Origin of the sequence: Mesorhizobium helmanticense (assembly GCF_003034915.1) — a bacterium.
GTDB classification, from domain to species: Bacteria; Pseudomonadota; Alphaproteobacteria; order Rhizobiales; family Rhizobiaceae; genus Mesorhizobium; species Mesorhizobium helmanticense.
In genome coordinates, this window is sequence record NZ_PZJX01000024.1 from 90,775 (window position 1) to 111,701 (window position 20,927).

The 20,927-nt window shown below is 63.6% G+C and carries 25 protein-coding genes; 14 read left to right on the forward strand and 11 right to left on the reverse strand.

All coding sequences use genetic code 11. From position 1 onward, the window contains the following. Nucleotides 1–16 precede the first annotated feature (16 nt). Together trxA and C9427_RS10170 are read left to right on the forward strand one after the other, a co-directional pair. Complete coding sequence (gene trxA / locus C9427_RS10165; protein WP_008872778.1) at nucleotides 17–340, forward strand: thioredoxin; 324 nt, start codon at nucleotides 17–19, stop codon at nucleotides 338–340. Nucleotides 341–469: 129 nt separating this feature from the next. Then, nucleotides 470–751 (forward strand): cupin domain-containing protein, encoded by a 282-nt coding sequence (locus tag C9427_RS10170; protein ID WP_097573011.1) that lies wholly within the window; start codon nucleotides 470–472, stop codon nucleotides 749–751. Nucleotides 752–775: 24 nt separating this feature from the next. Here C9427_RS10170 and C9427_RS10175 read toward each other — a convergent pair whose 3' ends face one another. From C9427_RS10175 to C9427_RS10200, 6 genes are all read right to left on the reverse strand, one after another. After that, a complete protein-coding gene (locus C9427_RS10175; RefSeq protein WP_107649043.1) occupies nucleotides 776–1,195 on the reverse strand; it encodes a VOC family protein in 420 nt (139 codons plus the stop codon). Between the two features lie 37 nt (nucleotides 1,196–1,232). Then, on the reverse strand, nucleotides 1,233–2,558 hold the full coding sequence (locus tag C9427_RS10180; RefSeq protein WP_107649044.1) for a bifunctional folylpolyglutamate synthase/dihydrofolate synthase: 1,326 nt from the start codon (nucleotides 2,556–2,558) through the stop codon (nucleotides 1,233–1,235). Between the two features lie 128 nt (nucleotides 2,559–2,686). After that, the gene (gene accD / locus C9427_RS10185) at nucleotides 2,687–3,613 is read right to left on the reverse strand and encodes an acetyl-CoA carboxylase, carboxyltransferase subunit beta (protein ID WP_107649045.1); all 927 of its coding nucleotides are present in this window, start codon (nucleotides 3,611–3,613) and stop codon (nucleotides 2,687–2,689) included. A 47-nt stretch (nucleotides 3,614–3,660) separates the two neighbouring features. Further along, a complete protein-coding gene (trpA, locus tag C9427_RS10190) occupies nucleotides 3,661–4,503 on the reverse strand; it encodes a tryptophan synthase subunit alpha (protein ID WP_107649046.1) in 843 nt (280 codons plus the stop codon). A 1-nt stretch (nucleotide 4,504) separates the two neighbouring features. After that, complete coding sequence (gene trpB, locus C9427_RS10195) at nucleotides 4,505–5,725, reverse strand: tryptophan synthase subunit beta (protein ID WP_107649047.1); 1,221 nt, start codon at nucleotides 5,723–5,725, stop codon at nucleotides 4,505–4,507. A 75-nt stretch (nucleotides 5,726–5,800) separates the two neighbouring features. Then, complete coding sequence (locus C9427_RS10200; protein WP_107649048.1) at nucleotides 5,801–6,460, reverse strand: phosphoribosylanthranilate isomerase; 660 nt, start codon at nucleotides 6,458–6,460, stop codon at nucleotides 5,801–5,803. Between the two features lie 110 nt (nucleotides 6,461–6,570). Between C9427_RS10200 and C9427_RS10205 the strand changes: the two genes are divergently transcribed. Next, nucleotides 6,571–6,789, forward strand: coding sequence for a hypothetical protein (locus C9427_RS10205; RefSeq protein ID WP_107649049.1), 219 nt, complete (start codon nucleotides 6,571–6,573; stop codon nucleotides 6,787–6,789). Between the two features lie 29 nt (nucleotides 6,790–6,818). On the opposite strand, the gene C9427_RS10210 is transcribed toward C9427_RS10205, so the two are convergent. The 4 genes from C9427_RS10210 to C9427_RS10225 all read right to left on the reverse strand — a co-directional run bounded on the left by C9427_RS10210 (nucleotide 6,819) and on the right by C9427_RS10225 (nucleotide 10,226). After that, a complete protein-coding gene (locus tag C9427_RS10210) occupies nucleotides 6,819–7,577 on the reverse strand; it encodes a M48 family metallopeptidase (protein ID WP_107649050.1) in 759 nt (252 codons plus the stop codon). A gap of 119 nt (nucleotides 7,578–7,696) precedes the next feature. Then, entirely contained in the window at nucleotides 7,697–8,182 is a 486-nt protein-coding gene (locus C9427_RS10215) for a DUF2852 domain-containing protein (RefSeq protein WP_107649051.1), read from the reverse strand. A 117-nt stretch (nucleotides 8,183–8,299) separates the two neighbouring features. Continuing rightward, nucleotides 8,300–9,442: a benzoate/H(+) symporter BenE family transporter gene (locus tag C9427_RS10220; protein WP_107649052.1), complete on the reverse strand. Its 1,143-nt coding sequence runs from the start codon at nucleotides 9,440–9,442 to the stop codon at nucleotides 8,300–8,302. 19 nt (nucleotides 9,443–9,461) lie between these two features. After that, nucleotides 9,462–10,226: an alpha/beta hydrolase gene (locus tag C9427_RS10225; protein WP_107649245.1), complete on the reverse strand. Its 765-nt coding sequence runs from the start codon at nucleotides 10,224–10,226 to the stop codon at nucleotides 9,462–9,464. Nucleotides 10,227–10,432: 206 nt separating this feature from the next. Here C9427_RS10225 and infC point away from each other — a divergent pair, with 206 nt between their 5' ends. The 8 genes from infC (at nucleotide 10,433) to C9427_RS10265 (ending at nucleotide 17,325) form a co-directional block, all read left to right on the forward strand. Beyond that, on the forward strand, nucleotides 10,433–10,969 hold the full coding sequence (infC, locus tag C9427_RS10230) for a translation initiation factor IF-3 (RefSeq protein WP_097573023.1): 537 nt from the start codon (nucleotides 10,433–10,435) through the stop codon (nucleotides 10,967–10,969). A gap of 147 nt (nucleotides 10,970–11,116) precedes the next feature. Continuing rightward, entirely contained in the window at nucleotides 11,117–11,758 is a 642-nt protein-coding gene (locus C9427_RS10235; protein ID WP_107649053.1) for a methyltransferase family protein, read from the forward strand. Between the two features lie 179 nt (nucleotides 11,759–11,937). Further along, nucleotides 11,938–12,141, forward strand: coding sequence for a 50S ribosomal protein L35 (gene rpmI, locus C9427_RS10240; RefSeq protein WP_006201248.1), 204 nt, complete (start codon nucleotides 11,938–11,940; stop codon nucleotides 12,139–12,141). A 93-nt stretch (nucleotides 12,142–12,234) separates the two neighbouring features. Further along, the gene (gene rplT / locus C9427_RS10245) at nucleotides 12,235–12,636 is read left to right on the forward strand and encodes a 50S ribosomal protein L20 (RefSeq protein WP_006201247.1); all 402 of its coding nucleotides are present in this window, start codon (nucleotides 12,235–12,237) and stop codon (nucleotides 12,634–12,636) included. Nucleotides 12,637–12,731: 95 nt separating this feature from the next. Beyond that, nucleotides 12,732–13,817 carry a phenylalanine--tRNA ligase subunit alpha gene (pheS, locus tag C9427_RS10250; RefSeq protein WP_107649054.1) on the forward strand — a complete coding sequence of 362 codons (1,086 nt, stop codon included), beginning with the start codon at nucleotides 12,732–12,734 and terminating at the stop codon, nucleotides 13,815–13,817. Continuing rightward, entirely contained in the window at nucleotides 13,814–14,272 is a 459-nt protein-coding gene (locus C9427_RS10255; protein WP_107649055.1) for a GFA family protein, read from the forward strand. The genes pheS and C9427_RS10255 overlap by 4 nt, the downstream gene beginning before the upstream one ends. Then, entirely contained in the window at nucleotides 14,269–16,677 is a 2,409-nt protein-coding gene (gene pheT, locus C9427_RS10260; RefSeq protein WP_107649056.1) for a phenylalanine--tRNA ligase subunit beta, read from the forward strand. Before C9427_RS10255 ends, pheT begins: the two co-directional genes overlap by 4 nt. A 39-nt stretch (nucleotides 16,678–16,716) precedes the next feature. Then, complete coding sequence (locus C9427_RS10265) at nucleotides 16,717–17,325, forward strand: nucleotidyltransferase family protein (RefSeq protein ID WP_107649057.1); 609 nt, start codon at nucleotides 16,717–16,719, stop codon at nucleotides 17,323–17,325. A gap of 269 nt (nucleotides 17,326–17,594) precedes the next feature. Here C9427_RS10265 and C9427_RS10275 read toward each other — a convergent pair whose 3' ends face one another. Further along, nucleotides 17,595–18,590: an aldo/keto reductase gene (locus C9427_RS10275; protein ID WP_107649058.1), complete on the reverse strand. Its 996-nt coding sequence runs from the start codon at nucleotides 18,588–18,590 to the stop codon at nucleotides 17,595–17,597. A 96-nt stretch (nucleotides 18,591–18,686) separates the two neighbouring features. On the opposite strand from C9427_RS10275, the gene C9427_RS10280 reads away from it, so the two are divergent. From C9427_RS10280 to C9427_RS10290, 3 genes are all read left to right on the forward strand, one after another. After that, the gene (locus C9427_RS10280; RefSeq protein ID WP_107649059.1) at nucleotides 18,687–19,577 is read left to right on the forward strand and encodes a LysR family transcriptional regulator; all 891 of its coding nucleotides are present in this window, start codon (nucleotides 18,687–18,689) and stop codon (nucleotides 19,575–19,577) included. 28 nt (nucleotides 19,578–19,605) lie between these two features. Next, a complete protein-coding gene (locus C9427_RS10285; protein ID WP_107649060.1) occupies nucleotides 19,606–20,184 on the forward strand; it encodes a cytochrome b in 579 nt (192 codons plus the stop codon). A gap of 68 nt (nucleotides 20,185–20,252) precedes the next feature. Further along, complete coding sequence (locus tag C9427_RS10290) at nucleotides 20,253–20,828, forward strand: YceI family protein (protein ID WP_107649061.1); 576 nt, start codon at nucleotides 20,253–20,255, stop codon at nucleotides 20,826–20,828. Nucleotides 20,829–20,927: the final 99 nt, after the last annotated feature.

Sequence of the window (20,927 nt, forward strand, 5' to 3'; positions counted from 1 at the left end):
TCGAAAGGATTTCCGCATGGCCACCGTCAAGGTCGACAAGAGCAATTTCCAGGCCGACGTGCTTAACGCCAAGGAGCCGGTCGTGGTTGATTTCTGGGCGGAGTGGTGCGGCCCCTGCAAGATGATCGCGCCGGCGCTTGAGGAGATCGCCAACGAACTCGGCGGCAAGGTCAAGATCGCCAAGCTCAACATTGACGAGAATCCGGAGCTCGCCGCACAGTTCGGCGTGCGCTCGATCCCGACGCTGATGATCTTCAAAGGCGGTGAAAGGGCCGACATCAAGGTTGGTGCTGCACCAAAGACGGCGCTGTCGCACTGGATCAACGGCAATCTCGCCTGATCGTTCTGAAATTTGGATCGAAGGAGCCCGGCCCTCGCGCCGGGCTTTTCTTTGGCGCCATCGACTGGTCGCTCTGGCCCTCGCGCCATGGCGCTCCATGTCCTCTGTTCAGGCAGACAGGAGAACCCCATGACCGGATCCGCCAAGGCCACCGTCTTCATCGACAATGAACGCGTCATCGTCACCGAATACCGCTTCCAGCCGGGCGACAACACCGGCTGGCACCGCCACGGCCACGACTACGTCATCGTGCCACTGATGGACGGCAAGCTGAAGCTGTTGACCAAGGACGGTGAGTCCTTCGCCGAGATGAAGAAGGGCGCGCCCTATTTCCGCAAGGAGGGCGTCGAGCACGACGTCATCAGCGCCAATGAGGGCGAATACGCCTTCATCGAGATCGAGTTGAAGTAGTCCACCAAGGGGCGGTGCCCGTGATTACCAATCGGCGATGCGATCGCCGCCGACAAATTGTGCACTTTTATCGGTATACTCGAAAAGCTCGATCTTCACGCCGTTGGGGTCGCGGATCCAGGCCTGGTATGTGTCATCGCAGGCGTGTTTCTTTGCTGTGACATCGATGCCCTTCGACTTGATATGGGCAATCGCCGCGTCGATATCTTCCACTTCAAGGCAAAAGTGGTTGATCTGGTTGATCTCGCTGTAGCTCGTGCCGTCTTTCCTGAACACCTCGACATGGCTGCGGCCGCCGCAATTGAGATAGAAGCCGAAGATCTTGCCGTCGCGCAGGAAGTTGAACTGGGTGTCTAGGCCGAGCACGTCTCGGTAGAAACTCCGCGTCGCCTCCAGATCATGTGCGAAGATGCAGACATGAGCGAGCTGCTTTACCTCGATCATGATTGGCTCCTTACGCTGGTCGTGACAAATCGAACGCTCAGGTCGGCGGCGTGCCGTTTTCGGCAAGCACCGCGCCGGCCAGGTACAATGAACCGCCGATCAGGATGCGCGGCGGCTGCCCGTCCCAGCTATCGCGCAGCAGCATCAGCGCGTTGGCGACGGAACTGACCGGCTCGGCCGACAGCCCCGCTTCCGTGGCGCGGACCGCCAGTTCGTCATTCGGCACGCCGGCCTCGCTGAGGCTCACCGGCACCGTGTAGACATGCCGCACGAGGCCCTTGAAGGCGCGGAAATAGCCGGCCTGGTCCTTGGTGTTGATCATGCCGGCGATCAGGAAAAGCGGCCGCGGGTTCTTTTCCTCCTGCTCGGCCAGCGCCTCGGCGACGACGATGCCTGCTCCCGGATTGTGCCCACCGTCGAGCCAGATGTCGGCGCCCTTCGGCGCCAGATCCGTCAGCCGGCCCTGCGGCAGCTTCTGCATGCGGCCCGGCCAGGCGACAGTGGCCATCGCCTTTTCCGCGGCGCGGTGGCTGATCTCGAAGCCGGCGGCTTTGACCGCCGCGATCGCCGCAGCCGCGTTGGCGAACTGGTGACGTCCCGGCAGGCGTGGCGGCGGCAGGTCCATCAGCCCGTCCTCGTCCTGATAGACCATGCGGCCGTTTTCCTCGAAAGCGAGGAAGTCCTGGCCGTAGACGAAGGTCGGGCAGTCCAGCCGCTCGGCGGTTTCGATCAGCACCTGCAGCGCCGTATCGCTTTCCTGCGCGCCGATGACCACCGGGCAGCCGCGCTTGATGATGCCGGCCTTTTCGGCGGCGATCAGCTCGACCCGGTCGCCGAGATAGGCTTCATGGTCGAGCGAGACCGGCATGATCACCGACACCGCCGGCCTGTCGATGACATTGGTGGCGTCGAAGCGGCCGCCGAGCCCGACCTCGATGACGGCGGCTTCGGCCGGATGCTCGGAAAACAGGAGGAAGGTGACGGCGGTGAGGATCTCGAAGACGGTGATCGTCTGACCTTCATTGGCCTTGGCGACGCGCGCTATTGTCTCGGCGAAGACATCGTCGTCGACCAGTCTGCCGCCGCCTTCGGCGGCCAGCCGGTAGCGCTCGTGCCAGTTCACCAGATGCGGCGACGTGTGCACGTGGACGAGATGGCCTGCCGCTTCCAGCAATGCCCGCGAGAAGGCGGCGCACGAGCCCTTGCCGTTGGTGCCGGCGATATGGATGACCGGCGGCAAATGGTCCTGCGGATTGCCCAGCCGCTCGAGCAACCTGGAGATACGGTCCAGCGAAAGGTCGAAGCCCTTCGGATGAAGCGCCATCAGGCTTTCGATTTCGCGGTCGGCGGCAAGTGTTGTCATGGGAGAGAATCCTAGCGCATGAGCCCGCAGATCGGAATCGATTTCCAGAAAGGGGTATGCGCAAAATCAAGAAGCTGCGGCGCACGACATCTCGCGCGCAACCGCGGTTCGCAGCCAGGAACGTCGCGTCACGCCTGGGGACGCGTTTCCGCTGGAACAACCGCCGGCGGCAGGATTTCCGGCTCCAGCGGCTTCTGCTCCTGCGGCACCTTGAGCAGCATTTTCAGGAGCCGCGCGATCGTCTCGCGCATCTCCAGCCTCGACACCACCATGTCGACCATGCCGTGCTCCATCAGATATTCGGCGCGCTGGAAGCCGTCGGGCAGTTTCTCCCGGATGGTCTGTTCGATGACGCGCGGCCCGGCAAAGCCGATCAGCGCGCCGGGCTCGGCGATGTGCACGTCGCCCAGCATCGCATAGGACGCGGTGACGCCGCCGGTGGTCGGGTTGGTCAGTACCACGATATAGGGCAGGCCGGCCTCCTTCAGCCGGTCGACGCCGACAGTGGTCCGCGGCAACTGCATCAGCGACAGGATGCCTTCCTGCATGCGGGCGCCGCCGGAAGCGGCGAACAGGATCAACGGCCGCTTGCGTTGCAGGGCAACCTCGAACGCATGCACGATGGCGTCGCCCGCCGCCATGCCGAGCGAGCCGCCCATGAAAGCAAAATCCTGCACCGTGATCACCACCGGCAGGCCCTCGATCGTGCCCAGCGCATTGACGATCGCATCCTCCAGCCCGGTCTTGGCCTTGGCGTCCTTCAGCCGGTCGGTGTAGCGCTTCTCGTCGCGGAATTTCAGCGGATCCAGCACCACCTTGGGATTATCGAGCGTCTCGTATTTGCCGTCGTCGAGGAAGAATTTCAGCCGCTCCTTGGCCGAGATCTTCATGTGGTGGCCGGAGGACGGGATGACGAACTGGTTCTGCTCCAGGTCCTTGTGGAAGACCATCTCGCCGGTCTCGGGATCCTTGATCCAGAGGTTCTCGGGCATATCGGTGCGCCGGCCGAGCATCGAATTGATCTTCGGGCGGACGTAGTTGGTGATCCAGTTCATCGCTTCGGCTCCTGTCCTGACGAAGAGGTAGGAAAGACGTAGGGATACTATTCGGCGGCAGCAAGGCGGGCCGAACGAACGCCCTGGGCGAGGCCGCTGACCAGTGTGGCCACCGCCTCGGCCGGATCGGCGGTCTTCTCGCCCTTCGGCCCCAGCACGTTGGCGACGGCATTGACGATCGCGGTGCCGACGACGACGCCATCGGCATTGGCGCCGATGATGCGCGCCTGCTCGGCGGTCTTGACGCCGAAGCCGACGCAGACCGGCAGGTCGGTATGGCCCTTGATGCGCTTGACCGCCGCCGCCACCTTGCCGGTGTCGGCCAGTGCGGAGCCGGTGATGCCGGTCATCGATACGTAGTAGACGAAGCCGGAGGTGTTCTGCAGCACCTTGGGCAGGCGCTTGTTGTCGGTGGTCGGCGTCGCCAGCCGGATGAAGTTGATGCCGGCCTTGAGCGCCGGAATGCAGAGTTCCTCGTCCATTTCCGGCGGCAGGTCGACGACGATCAGCCCGTCAATGCCGCTGGCGATGGCATCCTTGAGGAAGCGGTCGACGCCGTAGATGTAGATCGGATTGTAGTAGCCCATCAGCACGATCGGCGTCTCATTGTCGGCGACGCGAAATTCCGACGCCATCTTCAGCGTCTTGACCAGCGTCTGGCCACCTTTCAGCGCGCGCAGGCCGGCGGCCTGGATCGCCGGGCCGTCGGCCATCGGATCGGAAAACGGCATGCCCATTTCGATGATGTCTGCGCCTGCCTTGGGCAGCGCCTTCATGATCGACAAAGCTGTGTCGTAGTCCGGGTCGCCGCTCATGAAATAGGTGACCAGCGCAGGACGGCCTTCGGTTTTCAGCTTCGCCATGCGGCGGTCGATGCGGGTGGCCGCCATATCAGATCTCCATGCCCAGCATGTCGGCCACCGTGTGCACGTCCTTGTCGCCGCGGCCGGACAGGTTGACGATGACGATCTGGTCCTTGTCCATGTCAGGCACGATCTTGACCGCATGCGCGATGGCATGGGCCGATTCCAGCGCCGGAATGATGCCCTCGACCCGCGTCGTCAGCTTGAAAGCCTCCAGCGCCTCGTCGTCGAGGATCGGCACGTATTCGACGCGGCCGCTATCGCGCAGCCAGGAATGTTCGGGACCGACACCCGGATAGTCGAGGCCGGCCGAGATCGAATGGCCGTCCATGATCTGGCCGTCGGCGTTCTGCAGGAGATAGGTGCGGTTGCCGTGCAGCACGCCAGGCGCGCCGGCATTCATCGAGGCGCAATGTTCGATGCCGTCGAGGCCGCGGCCGCCGGCTTCGATGCCGATGATGCGGACCTGCCTGTCGTCGAGGAAGGGATGGAACAGGCCGATGGCGTTCGAGCCGCCGCCGACGCAGGCGATGATGGTGTCGGGAAGCCGGCCTTCCTGCTCGAGGATCTGGGCGCGCGCCTCGGTGCCGATCACCGACTGGAAGTCGCGCACCAACTCCGGATAGGGATGCGGGCCGGCGGCGGTGCCGATCAGGTAATAAGTATCCTCGACATTGGTCACCCAGTCGCGCAAGGCCTCGTTCATGGCGTCCTTCAGCGTGCCGTGTCCGGCCGTCACCGGCCGGACTTCGGCGCCGAGCAGCTTCATGCGAAAGACATTGGGGCTTTGGCGAGCGACGTCGGTGGCGCCCATATAGACTATGCAGGGGTAGCCGAAGCGCGCCGCCACCGTAGCCGTTGCGACGCCGTGCTGGCCGGCGCCCGTCTCGGCGATGATGCGCTTCTTGCCCATGCGCTTGGCCAGCAGTATCTGGCCGAGGCAATTGTTGATCTTGTGCGAGCCGGTGTGGTTCAGGTCCTCGCGCTTGAAATAGACTTTCGCCCCGCCCAAATGCCTGGTCAGGCCCTCGGCGAAATAAAGCTTCGACGGCCGTCCGGCATAGTGGGTCGAAAGGTCCGTCAGCTCGGCCTTGAAATCCGAGTCGTTCTTGACCTCGTTCCAGTGCCGTTCCAGGTCGAGGATCAGCGGCATCAGCGTCTCGGCGACGAAGCGGCCGCCGAAGATGCCGAACATGCCCTGTTCGTCGGGTCCGGTGCGGAAGGAATTGGGTGTCGCCGGCTTGTCCATCGCCGATCTCCTCTTGTCTTGATGAGCCTGCCGGAAGCCGGCTTTCGCCTTCGGTGGCATGCCCTGCTTGAGTCGTCAGGCTGCGCGATTGTCGCGCGCTGCCCTCACGGCCCGGAAAAACTGTTCGATCAGCGCCGGATCCTTGACGCCCGGTGCACTTTCCACGCCGGACGAGATGTCGATTGCGGGCGGGTTGGCAAGTCTTAGGGCATCGCCGATATTGGCGGCGTTGAGCCCACCGGAAAGCATGTAATCGACGCCGGCGTCAAGACCGGCCAGAATGCGCCAGTCGAAGGCAATGCCGTTGCCGCCCGGCAGTTCCGAACCTTTGGGCGGTTTCGCGTCGAACAGGAAGCGATCGGCAATGCCGATGAAGGGTTTTATCCGCTCCAGATCGGCCGCCTCGCTGACCGGCAGCGCCTTGATGACAGGCAGGCCATAACGCGCCTTGAGCTCGGCCAGCCGCTCCGGCGTCTCCGAGCCATGAAGCTGCAGCATGTCTGGACGCATTTTTTCAACGATCTCGTCCAGGAACGCGTCGCTGGCGTCAACCGTCACGGCAACCGCCTTGGCCTTGCCGATCGCGGCTTCACGCAAGCCGCCGGCTTCCAGGGGATCGATAAAGCGCGGGCTCTTGGCGAAGAAAATGAAGCCGACATGGCTGGCGCCGCCGGCCAATGCCGCGGCCACTGCCTTGTCGGTCTTCAATCCGCAAATCTTGATGTCGAGCGCCATGGCGCGGGGATTGGCACGAAACGGCAAAAGAGTCGAGAAAAAGCATGCTGTTTGCCACCCGCGCAGAAAGCGCTAGCTTCTTTTGGAGGCAATAGAGGCGGGAGCAGACTATGGCAGACGAAACCGTCGCCCAACTCAGGCAAAAGATTGCGCAGGCGCGCGAGGTCATCGCGCATCTGCTGGACAAGGCAGCCTTCAACGGCGCCGAGGCACAGCGCGCCCTCGACTATTTCGGCAGCGATGAATTCGAGAAGAATTTCTTGCCCTGGCCGCGCCCTGGCGACGAAGGCTTGCGGCCTGACGAACTCAACGCGGCGAATGACGATTGAGTGGACCGGCTAAGGCCGATCCGGGCGCGTCAGTCGAACATGATCGCCTGCAGCGCGCCGCCATTGCGCTTCAGCCAGTCCTTGCAGCGCTCGGTGTCGGGGCAAAGCTGCTCGCACAGTTTCCAGAATTTCGGGCCGTGGTTCATCTCCTTGAGATGCGCCACCTCATGCGCGACGAGGTAGTTTATGACCGGCGTCGGCGCCATCATGATGCGCCAGGAGAAGGACAGATTGCCGTCGGAGGTGCAGGAGCCCCAGCGGCTCGATGTGTCCTTGAAGCGGATCGCCTTGGCGCGCTTGTTGATCGTAGCTGTGTGCTTGACCACCAGCCGCTCGATCTCGCGCTTGGCTTCGCGCTTGAGGAAATCGGCGATACGGCGCGGCAGATGTATGCGCTCACCATGCACGATCAGCAGTGGACCACGCTCGTCGCGCGAGATGGTCACTGTGCCGCGTTTTGCCGGTTCATGGACGATGCGGTGCGGCACGCCGCGCACCGGGATCTTGATCCCTGGCCGCACTTGCGGCCGGTTGGGCACCTTGGCCAGCCGCTGCTCCAGCCAGTCCTGATGGCGGTCTAGGAATTTTTCCACCTCGCCCCGCCGCAGGCCTGGCGGCACGGTGATGCGCAAACCCCGGCCGCCGGAATCGATGCGCAGCGTCAGCCGCCGCGCCCGGTCGCTCTCGACGATCTTGAGCGGCAGCGTGCGGCCGGCGACACAATGCTCGCGCTCCACGACGGGCGCAGGCTTGGGCTTGGTCAGGTTGCGGAAGAAGCCGATGGTCATGGCCGGACGATACGCGATTCGAGGAAAACGACTAGAGGTGCGAACGCGAAAAGAGAACAAAAAAGAAACGGCGCCGCTCAGGCGACGCCGTTCATCATGCCAAGGCTTGTTGCTCGGCGCTAGTCGTCAAGGAGGTTCGAGCCCTTGCGCTTGGGCGTCGTCGGCCCAGTCGTCTTGGTCGTTCCCGTTGTCGTCGGGGCAGTCGACTTGTTGCGGTTCGCCATGAACCGGTCGAATTCGTCCTGGTCCTTGGCGCGGCGCAGCTCGCGAGCATAATCGTCGAACTCGCTCAGCATCTCGTCAAGCTTGCGGCGCTCTTCAGCCAGGCGCTCGAGTTCCTTTTCGCGCCAGTCGTCGAAAGCGACATTGCCGGTGCGGGCGGAGCCATGACCCCAGCGCGCGGCCTTGTCGGAACCGCGGCGGCAGCCGGCGAAGATGCCGTCGGTGGCGCGGTTGACGTCACGCTTGAAGCCGTCGAGCCGGTCGCCCCAGATGATGTAGGCGAGCATGGCGAAGCCGAGCGGCCAGAACACCATGAAACCGATTACCATCAGCGCGATGGTCGCCGGCGTCCAGGCCGGACGGATCAAAGCAGATGTGTTCATTTTCTCCCGTTCCTTCAGTTGGAGACAGCCAAACCCGGCTGCGTGGAATCGAAATGGGAACGGAAAAACGGCGATTCAAGACAGTATCGGCCAAAACCGGACAAGCTGCTGAAATGATTATCGCTTTTTGAGCATTTCGAGGAAAAGCACGACCAGGCCGGCGACCAGGCCCCAGAACGCGGCGCCGACACCGAACAGCGTCAGCCCCGAGGCGGTGACGGCAAAGGTGACGGTGGCGGCCATGCGCTCGCTTTCTTCCTTGAGCGCGATCGACAGCGCGTTGGCGAGCGGCGCCATCAGCGCCAGGCCGGCGACCAGCACGATCAGGCTCTGCGGCAAAACGGCAAAGATCGCCACCAGCGAGGCGCCGAACAGGGCGAAGACGAGATAGGCAAGCGCATAGAAGGGCCCGGTCTTCCAGCGCTCGGCCGGATCCGGATGCACGTCCGGTCCGGTGCAGATCGCCGCCGAGATTGCCGCCAGATTGGTGGTCGAGGCGCCGAGCGGCGCCGTCAGCAGCGAAAACAGGCCGGTGACACCGATCAGCGGGCCGGGCTCGGGATGGTAGCCGGCCGCCCTCAGCACGGCGAGGCCGGACAGGTTCTGCGAGGCCATGGTGACGAGGTAGAGCGGCAGGGCGAGCCCGATCAGCGCCGTGACGGAGAAATGCGGCGCAACCAGCGTCAGGGTCGACAATTCCGGTGTCGGCAGGCCGCCGACCCGGCCGGTGAGGAAGGCGGCGAGGCCGCCGCCGATCAGTACCGCGAGAACCGACAGCGCCGGATTGAACAACCGGATGACAAAGAAGGCCGCGATCAGCGGCAGGATCAGCCAGGGATCGACGGGAATGGCCTTGACCGCATTGGTGGCGAAGCTGACGAGTATGCCGGCCAGCATGCCCGACGCCACCGAGGCCGGTATCCTGGCGATCAGCCGGGTCAATGGCTTGAACAGTCCGGTGACGATCAAAAGGATACCGGTGACGATGAAGGCGCCGACGGCCTCCGCCATCGAAAAGCCGCTCGATGCCGCGATCAGTGCCAGCCCCGGCGTCGACCAGGCGGTGATGATAGGCATTTTCGTGCGCCATGACAGCCACAGGCTCTCGATCGCCATGGCCAGGCAAAGCGCCGTGACCCAGCTTGCGGTCTCGATTTGCGTGGCGTCGACCGCCTTGGCGGCGGCAATCACGATTGCGAGCGTGCCGCCGAAGCCGACGATCGCCGCGACGAAGGCGGATATCGGAATGGAAATGCGCATTCTCTAGCCTGCCCGTCCTCTAGCCTGCTTGCCGAGCCATGGCGTCCACCGCCCGCACCAGCATGTCGAGATCCTGCGGCCGCGACAGGCGATGGTCGCCGCCGGGAATCAGCGACAGCGTCACGTCGTCGGCCGGCAGCAGGCTGACCAGTTTCAGCGCATGGCTTGACGGCACGTCGGGATCGGCCAGGCCTTGCAATATGTGGATCGGGCAATGCGTGTCGATCGGCCCGGTCATCACCAGGTTCGCCCTGCCGTCCTCGATCAGCGCGCGCGTGTAGATGTAAGGCTCGGCGGAATAATCCGACGGCTCCTCGAAAAACCCTTTCTCCTTGAGATCGCGCTTCTGCGCCTTGGTCAGCACCGGCTCGACCAGTTCGGCGGTGAAATCCGGCGCCGGCGCCAGCAGCACCAGGCCGGCGATGCGGTTCTCACCGGCCTTGCGCAGTTCCTGGACCATGCGCAACGCGATCCAGGCACCCATCGAGGAACCGACCAGGATCTGCTTGCCCTTGGTGTAGTCGCGGAACACCGCAAGGCTCTCGGCCAGCCATTTCGAGATGGTGCCGTCGGCGAAGGCGCCGCCGGATTCGCCATGGCCGGAATAATCGTGGCGCAGGAAGGCGCGGCCTTGCTCCTCCGCCCATTGCGACAGCGTCTCGGCCTTGGTGCCCAGCATGTCGGATTTGTAGCCGCCGAGCCAGACGATGCCGGGCGCGGCGCCCGCTATCAGTCGGACGGCGATGTTGGTTCCGTCGACGTCGAGAAAAACCGGATTGGTCATGGTTGGTTCCTTCACGCCGGTCTTTTGGCACAGCCACAGGTCCCGCGAAAAGTGCTGTCGGTCTTTCTTTGCTTGGTACAGGCCTGCAATCAGGTGATTTCCTGAGAATGCTGTGCTATTGACTCCGACCGCGCGCTCACCACATTGGCGCGTCCACCGATATGAACTGAACATCCTGAACGAAACGGCTCAAGGAGACCACGACCATTCGCAGACCTTTCAAAGCAGCGGCGCCCACCAAGGATGGCCCGCGCTCCAACCGTGACATCCGGGTTCCCCGGGTCCAGCTTATCGACGCCGACGGCCAGAACCGCGGCGATACCTCCATCAACGACGCATTGCTGCTCGCCGAAGAGGCGGGGCTCGATCTGGTCGAGATATCGCCCAACGCGGTGCCGCCCGTCGTGAAGATCCTCGATCTCGGCAAGCTGAAATACGCCAACCAGAAGAAGGCGGCCGAAGCGCGCAAGAACCAGAAGGTCATCGAGATCAAGGAGATCAAGATGCGCCCGAACATCGACAGCCACGACTACGAGACCAAGATGAAGGCCGTCCGGCGCTTCTTCGAGGAAGGCGACAAGGTCAAGCTGACGCTGCGCTTCCGTGGCCGCGAGATGGCGCATATGGAACTCGGCATGCAGCTTCTGAACAAGGTTCGCGAGGAAGTGGCGCCCATCGCCAAGGTCGAAGCCGAACCGAAGCTCGAAGGCCGGCAGATGATGATGGTGCTGGCGCCCCGTTAAGCGCCGTTGCCTCAAAACCGGCAAGGTTTTGGCTGACGTGCATTAAATCCGCCTGAATCATGGTGCAAGGCGTCCCGGCGATCGGCGGGACGCCTGTTTTCTTGGCCGGGCGCTCGCGGCAAGTTCCTCGACGATCGGAAACCCGACATGGTCAATGAAGTCAGATATGCGCAGGTCAAACACGGGCTTGGCGGCTACCAGCACATGCGCAGGTTGGTGCTTGCCGTCCTGATCGTGGTGATGTTCGCGGCGCTGCTGTTCGGCCAATCGACCTTTCCGCCCGACACTATTGTGCATGAGACGATCGAAATGGTCGGCGTCCTGATGATCTTTCTCGGCGTCGTCGGGCGCTTGTGGTCGACGCTTTACATCGGCGGACGCAAATCTTCCGAAGTGGTGACCGGCGGACCCTATTCGATCACCCGCAACCCGCTCTATGTCTTCTCCACTCTGGCTGCAGCCGGCGTTGGCGCACAGATCGGCTCGATCACGGCTACGATCGGATTTGGGGTGCTCTGCGCGGGTGCCTTCTACATCGTCATCCTGCGCGAGGAGAGATACCTCAAGGAGGTCCTTGGCGCGCCATACCGGGCCTATCTGGCGAAAGTGCCGCGCTTCTTGCCGAAGCTTTCGCTCTATCAGGAGGGCGACACCGGCAGCTTCAAGCCGCGCCTGCTGCGCACCACGCTGCTGGACGGCCTGGTGTTCCTGGTGGCGCTGCCGTTCTTCGAACTGATCGACGGTGCGCAGCAGTCGGGTATGCTGCCGGTGCTGTTTCGCTTCCCGTGATCGGGGCGGAACGTCGCTGTCCTGAGGTGTTGCACAGCCGCCGGCTTTGACGTATAGAGCCGCCGTTCCCAAAAAACCGCCCGGCAGGGCATGCCGTGGCGGTTTCATTTGCTTTTCGGGCTTTGGTCAGCCTGAAGCGAACAAAAAGCGCGATCGTGCGCACATAACGGAGTAGCAAAATGCCCAAGATGAAGACCAAATCGGCCGCCAAGAAGCGGTTCAAGATCACAGGTACGGGTAAAGTCCTGTCGGCTGCGGCCGGCAAGCGTCACGGCATGATCAAGCGTTCCAACAAGTTCATTCGAAATGCCCGCGGCACGATGGTTCTGGCTGAACCGGATGGCAAGAAGGTCATCAAGAATTTTCTGCCGAACGGCCTCTAGGGCATGATGCCAAAAAGTTGCAGACTTTTTGGAAGACATCATGCGCCAAACAACAAGAGCATTCGGTCCGGACACGTTTAAGGAGATCATGACATGGCACGCGTAAAAAGAGGCGTCACCTCGCACGCCAAGCACAAGAAGGTCCTGAAAGCCGCCAAGGGCTTCTACGGCCGCCGCAAGAACACCATCCGCATCGCCAAGCAGGCGGTGGAAAAGTCGCTGCAATACGCCTACCGCGACCGCAAGAACCGCAAGCGCTCGTTCCGCGCGCTGTGGATCCAGCGCATCAACGCCGCGACCCACGAACACGGCCTGACCTATGGCCGCTTCATCGACGGCCTCAACAAGGCCGGCATCGAGATCGACCGCAAGATCCTGTCGGACATGGCCATCCACGAGCCGCAGGCTTTCGCCGCACTCGTGGCCAAGGCCAAGGTCGCGCTCGAATACCTCAAGAACACCACGCCGAACGCTTTTGAAAGCGCTGTCGCTTAAGACCAGCGCTTCCCAAGCATTCGCAATTCTGATTTGGGGAACCCGCGCTGGCACGGCTGGCGCGGGTTTTTCTTTGGCTCAATCGGGTCTGGAACATGAGCGATATGGAAACTCTAGAGAATTCCCTGATGGCCGACATCGCGTCGGCGGCCGACGAGCAGGCCATCGAAGCCGTGCGCGTTTCGGCGCTCGGCAAGAAGGGCTCGGTCTCAGAAATGCTGAAGACGCTGGGCGCGATGAGCGCCGAGGAACGCCAGCTAAAAGGCCCGGCGATCAACGGCCTGAAAAACCGCGTCACCGAGGCGCTTTCCGCGCGTCGGGCCGAGTTGAAGGATGTGGCGATCGCGGCCAGGCTCGCCGCCGAGAAGGTCGATGTCACCTTGCCGGTGCGCCAGTCGCCGGCAGAGCGCGGCCGCATCCATCCGATCAGCCAGGTCATCGACGAGATCGCCGCGATCTTCGGCGATCTCGGTTTCGCCATCGCCGAAGGCCCGGACATCGAGACCGACTATTACAATTTCACCGCGCTGAATTTCCCCGAAGGCCACCCGGCGCGCGAGATGCACGACACCTTCTTCTTCCAGCCGGATGAGAAGGGCGAGCGCAAGATGCTGCGCACCCACACCTCGCCGGTGCAGATCCGCACCATGGAGCAGCAGAAGCCGCCGATCCGCATCGTCATCCCCGGCAAGACCTATAGGCAGGATTCCGATGCCACCCACTCGCCGATGTTCCATCAGGTCGAGGGGCTGGTCATCGACAAGTCGGCCAATGTCGCCAACATGAAGTGGGTGCTGGAGGAGTTCTGCAAGGCCTTCTTCGAAGTGCCGCAGGTCAAGATGCGCTTCCGGCCGAGCTTCTTCCCGTTCACCGAGCCCAGCCTCGAGGTCGATATCCAGTGCGACCGCTCCAAGCCGGGCGAGGTGCGCTTCGGCGAAGGTTCCGACTGGCTGGAGATCCTCGGCTGCGGCATGGTGGACCCCAATGTGCTGAGGTTCGGCGGTCTCGACCCCGACGAGTACCAGGGCTTCGCCTGGGGTATGGGCATCGACCGCATCGCCATGCTGAAATACGGCATGCCGGACCTGCGCGCGTTTTTCGACGCCGATGTGCGCTGGCTGTCGCATTACGGCTTCCGGCCCCTCGACATGCCGACGCTGTTCGGGGGCTTGAGCACATGACAGCGTCGCACGCCGGCGGCTGCCGCTGCGGCGCCGTGCGGTTCGAGGCCTCGGCCGAACCGCATCACATCAGCTATTGCCATTGCGGCGATTGCCGTCGGGCCAGCGGCGCGCCGGTATCGGCCTTTGTCGGCTTTATGAGCGACCAGGTCGCCTTTACCGGCAAAGCCTTGAAGATGTTCGAGAACGGGCCGGTGACGCGCTCCTTCTGCGGCACCTGCGGCTCGCCCATCGCCTATGTCGACGAGCGGTTGGAAGACCATATCTACTTCATGCTCGGCGCCATGGACATGCCGGCCTATTTCAGGCCGACGCACCACGCCCATGTGCGCGAGCAGCTTCCTTTCCTGCACATGCCGGACGACTTGCCGAGACATCTCAAGACCAGCGTGCCCAGACCTGCCAACTTGCAAAGTCCTCACGGGCAAAGACCATCAGACGGAACACTGTCATGAAATTCACCCTCTCCTGGCTCAAGGACCATCTGGAGACCGACGCCTCGCTGGCGGAGATCGTCGAGCGGCTGACCTCGATCGGCCTCGAAGTCGAGCACGTCGACGACAAGGCGGGCCTGAAGCCTTTCGTCATCGCCAAGGTGCTGACGGCGGTGCAGCACCCCGACGCCGACCGGCTGCGCGTGCTGACCGTCGATACCGGCGACGGCAAGGCCCCGGTGCAGGTGGTGTGTGGCGCGCCGAACGCCCGCGCGGGCCTGATCGGCGCCTTCGCGGCGCCCGGCACCTACGTTCCCGGCATCGACGTGACGCTGACCGTCGGCAAGATCCGCGGCGTCGAGAGCCACGGCATGATGTGCTCCGAGCGCGAGCTGGAGCTGTCAGACGAGCATCACGGTATCATCGACCTGCCGGAGGATGCCCCCGTCGGCACCAGCTTCGCCGCCTATGCGCATCTCGACGATCCTGTGATCGAGATCAACCTGACGCCGAACCGGCCGGATGCGACAAGCGTCTATGGCATCGCCAGGGATCTCGCCGCAAGCGGGCTTGGCCGGCTCGTCGGCGGCGCGATCATGCCGCATGCCGGCAACGGCATGTGCCCGGTCAAGGTGAAGATCGAAGCGCCGGAGCTTTGCCCCGGCTTCGCGCTGCGGCTGGTCAAGGGCGTGAAGAACGGCCCGTCGCCGAAATGGCTGCAGCAGCGGCTGATCGCCATTGGGCTGAGGCCGATCAGCGCGCTGGTCGACATCACCAATTACGTGACCTTCGACCGCGGCCGGCCGCTGCATGTCTTCGACGCCGCGAAGGTCGCCGGCAACCTCACCGTGCGCAGGGCGAAGGATGGCGAAAAGGTACAAGCGCTCGATGGCCGTGAATACACGCTGACGCCCGAAATGTGCGTCATCGCCGACGAGGACGGTGTCGAGTCGATCGCCGGCATCATGGGCGGCGAGCATTCCGGCTGCGACGAGAACACGTCAGACGTGCTGATCGAATCCGCGCTCTGGGATCCGATCACCACGGCCCGTACCGGCCGCACGCTCGGCATCATCACCGATGCGCGCTACCGCTTCGAGCGCGGCGTCGATCCCGAATTCATGGTCCCCGGCGTGGAGCTGGCGACGAAGCTGGTGCTCGATTTCTGCGGCGGCACGCCGACGGAAACCGAAGTCGTCGGCTATGCCGGCCACACGCCCAAGATCGTGGCCTTCCCGCTGTCGGAAGTGAAGCGCCTGACCGGCATCGAGGTGCCCAGGGACGAGAGCCTCGGCATCCTGTCGCGCCTCGGCTTCGAGCCGCAGGGCTCGGGCGACGTCGTCGATGTGAAGGTCCCTTCCTGGCGGCCGGATGTCGACGGCAAGGCCGACCTGGTCGAAGAGGTGATGCGCATCCATGGCGTCGACAACATCCTGGCCCAGCCGCTCGGCGCCCATGACGCGGTCAATGCGAAAATCCTGACGACGCTGCAGATCCGCACCCGCGCGGCCAAGCGGGCGCTTGCCGTACGCGGCATGATGGAGGCCGTCACCTGGTCGTTCATTCCGGCAAAGCACGCCGAACTGTTCGGCGGTGGTCAGACGGCGCTTAAGCTTGCCAACCCGATCGCCGCCGACATGTCCGACATGCGGCCTTCGCTGTTGCCCGGCCTGATCGCCGCTGCCCAGCGCAATGCCGACAAGGGCATTGGCGATGTCGCGTTGTTCGAGGTCTCGGGCACCTATGAGGGCGATGGCGCCGACCAGCAGCGGCGCGTCGCCGCCGGCGTGCGGCGCGGCACCGCCAAGCTCGACGGCTCTGGCCGCAACTGGGCCGGCAATTCAGGTCCGGTCGGCGTGTTCGACGCCAAGGCCGACGCGATCGCAGCGCTCGAAGCCTGCGGCGCGCCGGTCGACCGACTGCAGATCGAGGCCGGCGGCCCGGCCTGGTACCATCCCGGCCGCTCCGGCACGATCAAGCTCGGGCCAAAAGTTGTCTTGGGAACGTTCGGCGAGTTCCATCCAAAGACGCTGGAAGGGCTTGACGTCTCAGGCCCGCTTTGCGGTTTCGAGGTCTTTGTCGACGCGGTGCCCGAGCCGAAGGCCAAGCCGACGAAAACCAAGCCCAGGCTGGAGCTGTCCGCCTTCCAGGCGGTGAAGCGCGACTTCGCTTTCGTCGTCGATAGAGCGGTCGAGGCCGGCACGCTGGTGCGCGCCGCCCTTGCCGCCGACAGGAAGCTGATATCAGGTGTCTCGGTCTTCGACGTCTTCGAAGGGGCGTCGCTGGGGGCCGACAAGAAATCGATCGCCATCGAAGTGTCGATCCAGCCGGTCGAAAAGACACTGACCGACGAGGATTTCGAGGCGCTGGCCAGGCGCATCGTCGAGAATGTCGGCAAGCAGACGGGTGGGGTGTTGAGAGCATAGAGGATTGCGGATCGATGGCGAATCGCCCTCCAAAGGGCGATGGACCATCTACGCTATTCCGGGCTCTTCTTTGAAACCCAACGCACGGCTTTCCTCGACATCGTCTCCGCCGACCCGCTGCTCGGCGAGACGCTGAAGCGGGCACGCGCGCTCGATCTGCCCGATTGGCTGGTTGTCTCGGGCGCGCTCTACAACAGCGTCTGGAACCATCTGACCGGCAAGCCGTCGGGTTACGGCATCAGGGATGTCGACCTGTTCTATTTCGACGAGAGCGACCTGTCCTACGAGGCCGAGGACGCTGTCATTGCCCGCGCCGCTCCGGTCTTCGCCGGCCTGCCGCTGCCGGTCGAGATCCGCAATCAGGCGCGGGTGCACCTGTGGTATCCCCTGAAGTTTGGGCGAAGCTGCCCCCGCTATACCAGCTCCAGCCACTCGCTCGGCTTTTTCGCCTCGCGGACCCACGCGGTCGGCGTCCGCATGGACAATGACGGCCAGCTCCAACTGGTGGCGCCGTTCGGCCTCGACGACATCTTCTCGTTCCGCGTCACGCCGAACCGGGTGATGGACAACCAGGAGACGCATGAAACGAAGGGGGCTCGGGCCAAGGACAATTGGCCGGAAATCACTGTCGAGCCGTGGCGAGGCTAATATTCTCCGCAGACGTTGGCGCGAGGCACCCCCCCTCTGTCCTGCCGGACATCTCCCCCTCAAGGGGGGAGATTGGCCACTTTGCCGTCCCGCCTTTCATTCAATGCTGACGATTGGCGAAAGCCGAGGTGACATCCAATCTCCCCCCTTGAGGGGGAGATGTCCGGCAGGACAGAGGGGGGTGCCTCGCGCCACGTCTCGCAACCTTTTTGCACCGCTACACGCAAAAAGAGGCGCCGCAGCGCCCCTTTCGTTTCTGAGATCGCCATTCACCCATTGACCAGCGCCAGCAACTCCTCCGTGTAGCGCTTGCCGACGACCTTGTCCGGCGACAGTGCGTCGCCAATGGCCGCGACCTCGGCTTGGCTCAGCACGATCTCAGCCGCCGCCGTGTTCTGCTCCAGATGGCGGATTTTTCGCGCGCCGGGGATCGGCACGATGAAGTCGCCCTGATGCAGCACCCAGGCCAGCGCCAATTGCGCCGGTGTCACGCCCTTCTCTGCCGCCATCCTTTCCAGCACGGCGATGACAGCCGCATTGGCTGCCATCGCCTCGGCCTGGAAGCGCGGCAAGCTACGGCGCCAGTCGTCGGCGCCGAGAACGTCGGGTTTGGCGATGGTGCCGGTGAGCAGGCCGCGGCCGAGCGGGCTGTAGGGGACAAAGCCGATGCCGAGTTCGCGGCAGACGGCGAACACTTCTTCTTCCGGATCGCGGCTCCAAAGCGAGTATTCGCTCTGCACGGCCGCGATCGGATGCACGGCATGCGCCCGGCGGATGGTCGCCGCGCTTGCCTCCGAGAGGCCCAGCGCGCGCACCTTGCCCTCGCGCACCAACTCGGCCATGGCGCCGACCGTGTCCTCGATCGGCACATTGGGATCGACACGGTGCTGGTAATAGAGGCCGATCACATCGGTGCCCAGCCGCTTCAGCGACGCCTCGGCGACCGCCTTGACGTGCTCGGGGCGGCTGTCGACACCAGCCATGCGATCGATGCCCGTGCCTTCTTCGAGGATCCTGAAGCCGAATTTGGTCGCGATGGTCACGCGGTCGCGGACCGGTCCCAGCGCCTTGCCGAGCAGGATCTCGTTCTCATAGGGGCCATAGACCTCGGCCGTGTCGAAGAAATTGACGCCGATCTCGACGGCGCGGCGCAGCGTGGCGATCGACTCCTTCTCCTCCTGGCCGCCATAGACGAAGCTCATGCCCATGCAGCCGAGGCCGACGGGGTAGACATCCAATTCAGTTCCTAGCTTGCGGGTCTGCATCACGCGTCTCCTTGTTGCGATGCGGTAGACATAGCGCCTTGCTTCCTGTTCGATAATCGGCTCTCATCTGCACAGGCTGTTCTAAAAGATAGATCAATGAATCGAGCTCACCTTTCCCAACTGGCGGTGCTGGCAACTGTCGCCCAATTCGGCAGCTTTCGCGGTGCCGCCAGGGAGTTGGCCATTGCACCCTCTGCGGTCAGTCACGCGATCTCCACCCTGGAAGCGCGGCTCGGCGTTCGCCTGCTGGCACGTAGCACGCGCAGCGTCGCCCCGACGGAAGAAGGCGCGCAATTGCTGGAGCGTCTGCGGCCGGCGCTGTCGGAGATAGACCTTGCGCTGGAATCGGCGGTCGAGGCGCGCGACCGGCCGGCTGGCAATCTCAGGCTCACCGTGCCGCGCACCGCGGCCCATCTGGCGCTGACGCCACGGCTCGGCGCCTTTGCCGCGGCCTATCCGGATATCGTGCTGGAGATCGTCATCGAGGACCGCTTCACCGACGTCGTCGAAGGCGGCTTCGACGCAGGCGTCCGGCTCAGCGAGAGCCTGCAGCGCGACATGATCGCGGTGCGCATCGGCCCCTATATTCGCGGCGCCGTGGTCGGTGCGCCGTCCTACTTCAGGAACATGCCCAAGCCGCGCCATCCCAATGATCTCGCCGACCACCGATGCCTGCGCTTCCGCTTCTCCAGCGGCATCCTCTATCGCTGGGAATTCGAGAGGGACGGTGAGGAGATCGAACTGGCGGTGCAAGGCCCGCTGATTCTCGACGAGGACTATCTGATCGCCAATGCGGCCATCGATGGCGCCGGGCTTGCTTTCCTGTTCGAGGATTATGTCCGCGAGGCGATTGCCGATGGCAGGCTCATTCGCGTGCTGGAGGACTGGTGCCAACCCTTCAACGGCTTCTTCGTCTATTACCCGAGCCGCCGCCAGATGCGGCCGGCGCTCAGGGCCTTTGTCGATTTCTTCAAGACCTCCGGATGAAAGCTGGGCTCGCGGGCGTTCACCGACCATGTCCGCATCGATCACCAACACTTCGACCCGCTACGGCTGGGCAGCGATCGTTCTTCACTGGTTGATCGCTTTGATCTTCATCGGTCAGTTCGCGCTTGGCTTCGTCATGGTGCGGCTAACCAGCCAGCGCACCGCCTTCGAGCTGATCCAGCTGCACAAGTCGTTTGGTTTCCTGCTGCTTGGCCTCATCATCCTGCGCATCGCCTGGCGCATCGGCAATGCAGGGCCGGCCCTGCCGCGCTCGGTCGGGTCTCTCGAACGCCGGACGGCGCCGCTCGCGCATTTTGCGCTCTATGCATTTCAGCTTGCGCTGCCCCTGTCCGGCTGGGCGCTGGTTTCGGTCTCGATGCTGGAGATACCCAGCATGCCCTTCAACCTGTTCGTCATGCCGAATCTGCCATTGGCCGAATCGGATGCGGCCGAGAGCTTCTGGGCGGCAGCGCATTGGTATCTCGCCTATGCCGGCATCGCGCTTGTCGCTCTGCATGCGCTGGCTGCGCTGCGCCATCATTTCTGGCTGAAGGACACGGTGCTGACGCGCATGATCACGCCTTCGTCAGACCGTGACATGGAATAGGGTGGGCTGCTCATTCGTTGGTGGGAAGAGGACGCAGACAATGCGTGTCTCCAGAAGGAAAAAGCCCCATGTACGCGCGTATCTTCGGATTTGCGGCAGTCGCCGCTTGCATTGCCATGCCTGCTTCCGCGGCGGTCGCCCTTAGCGACGCTGCCGGCAGCTATACGATCAGCCCGGCCAGCTCCAGCATCCGCTTCTCCATCGGCAAGGTCGGCGGCGGCGGGCTCGACGGCGCCTTCTCTCGTTTCAAGGGCAGCATCCGCATTGACAACAGCGATGTCGGGCGCTCCCAGGTCAATTTCACCATCTTCCCCGAAAGCGTCGGCACCGGCCAAAGCCGCATCGACGCCTTCCTTCGCTCGGACGCTGTGTTCGATGCCGCCAACAGCCCGGAAATCCAGTTCCGCTCGACCAGCGTCAAACGCACCGGTGACACGTCGGCCCTCATCACCGGCCGGTTGACCGCGCGCGGCAAGACCTTTCCGGAAAAGTTCACCGCCGAGCTCGGCGGCCTCAAGGCCGGCACGATAAATTTCCACGTCACCGGCAAGGTACTGCGCTCGCGCTACGGCATGGATGTCGGCACGCCGATCTATTCCAACATCGTCGACTTCGATATGACGCTGACCGGCAAAAGGGGTTAGCCTTCGCAGGACTGGGTTCCTCGCCCCCGCCACGCGGGGGAGAGGTGGCCCGGCGAAGCCGGGACGGAGAGGGGGACGACGGTCGCGAAGCCAGAACCC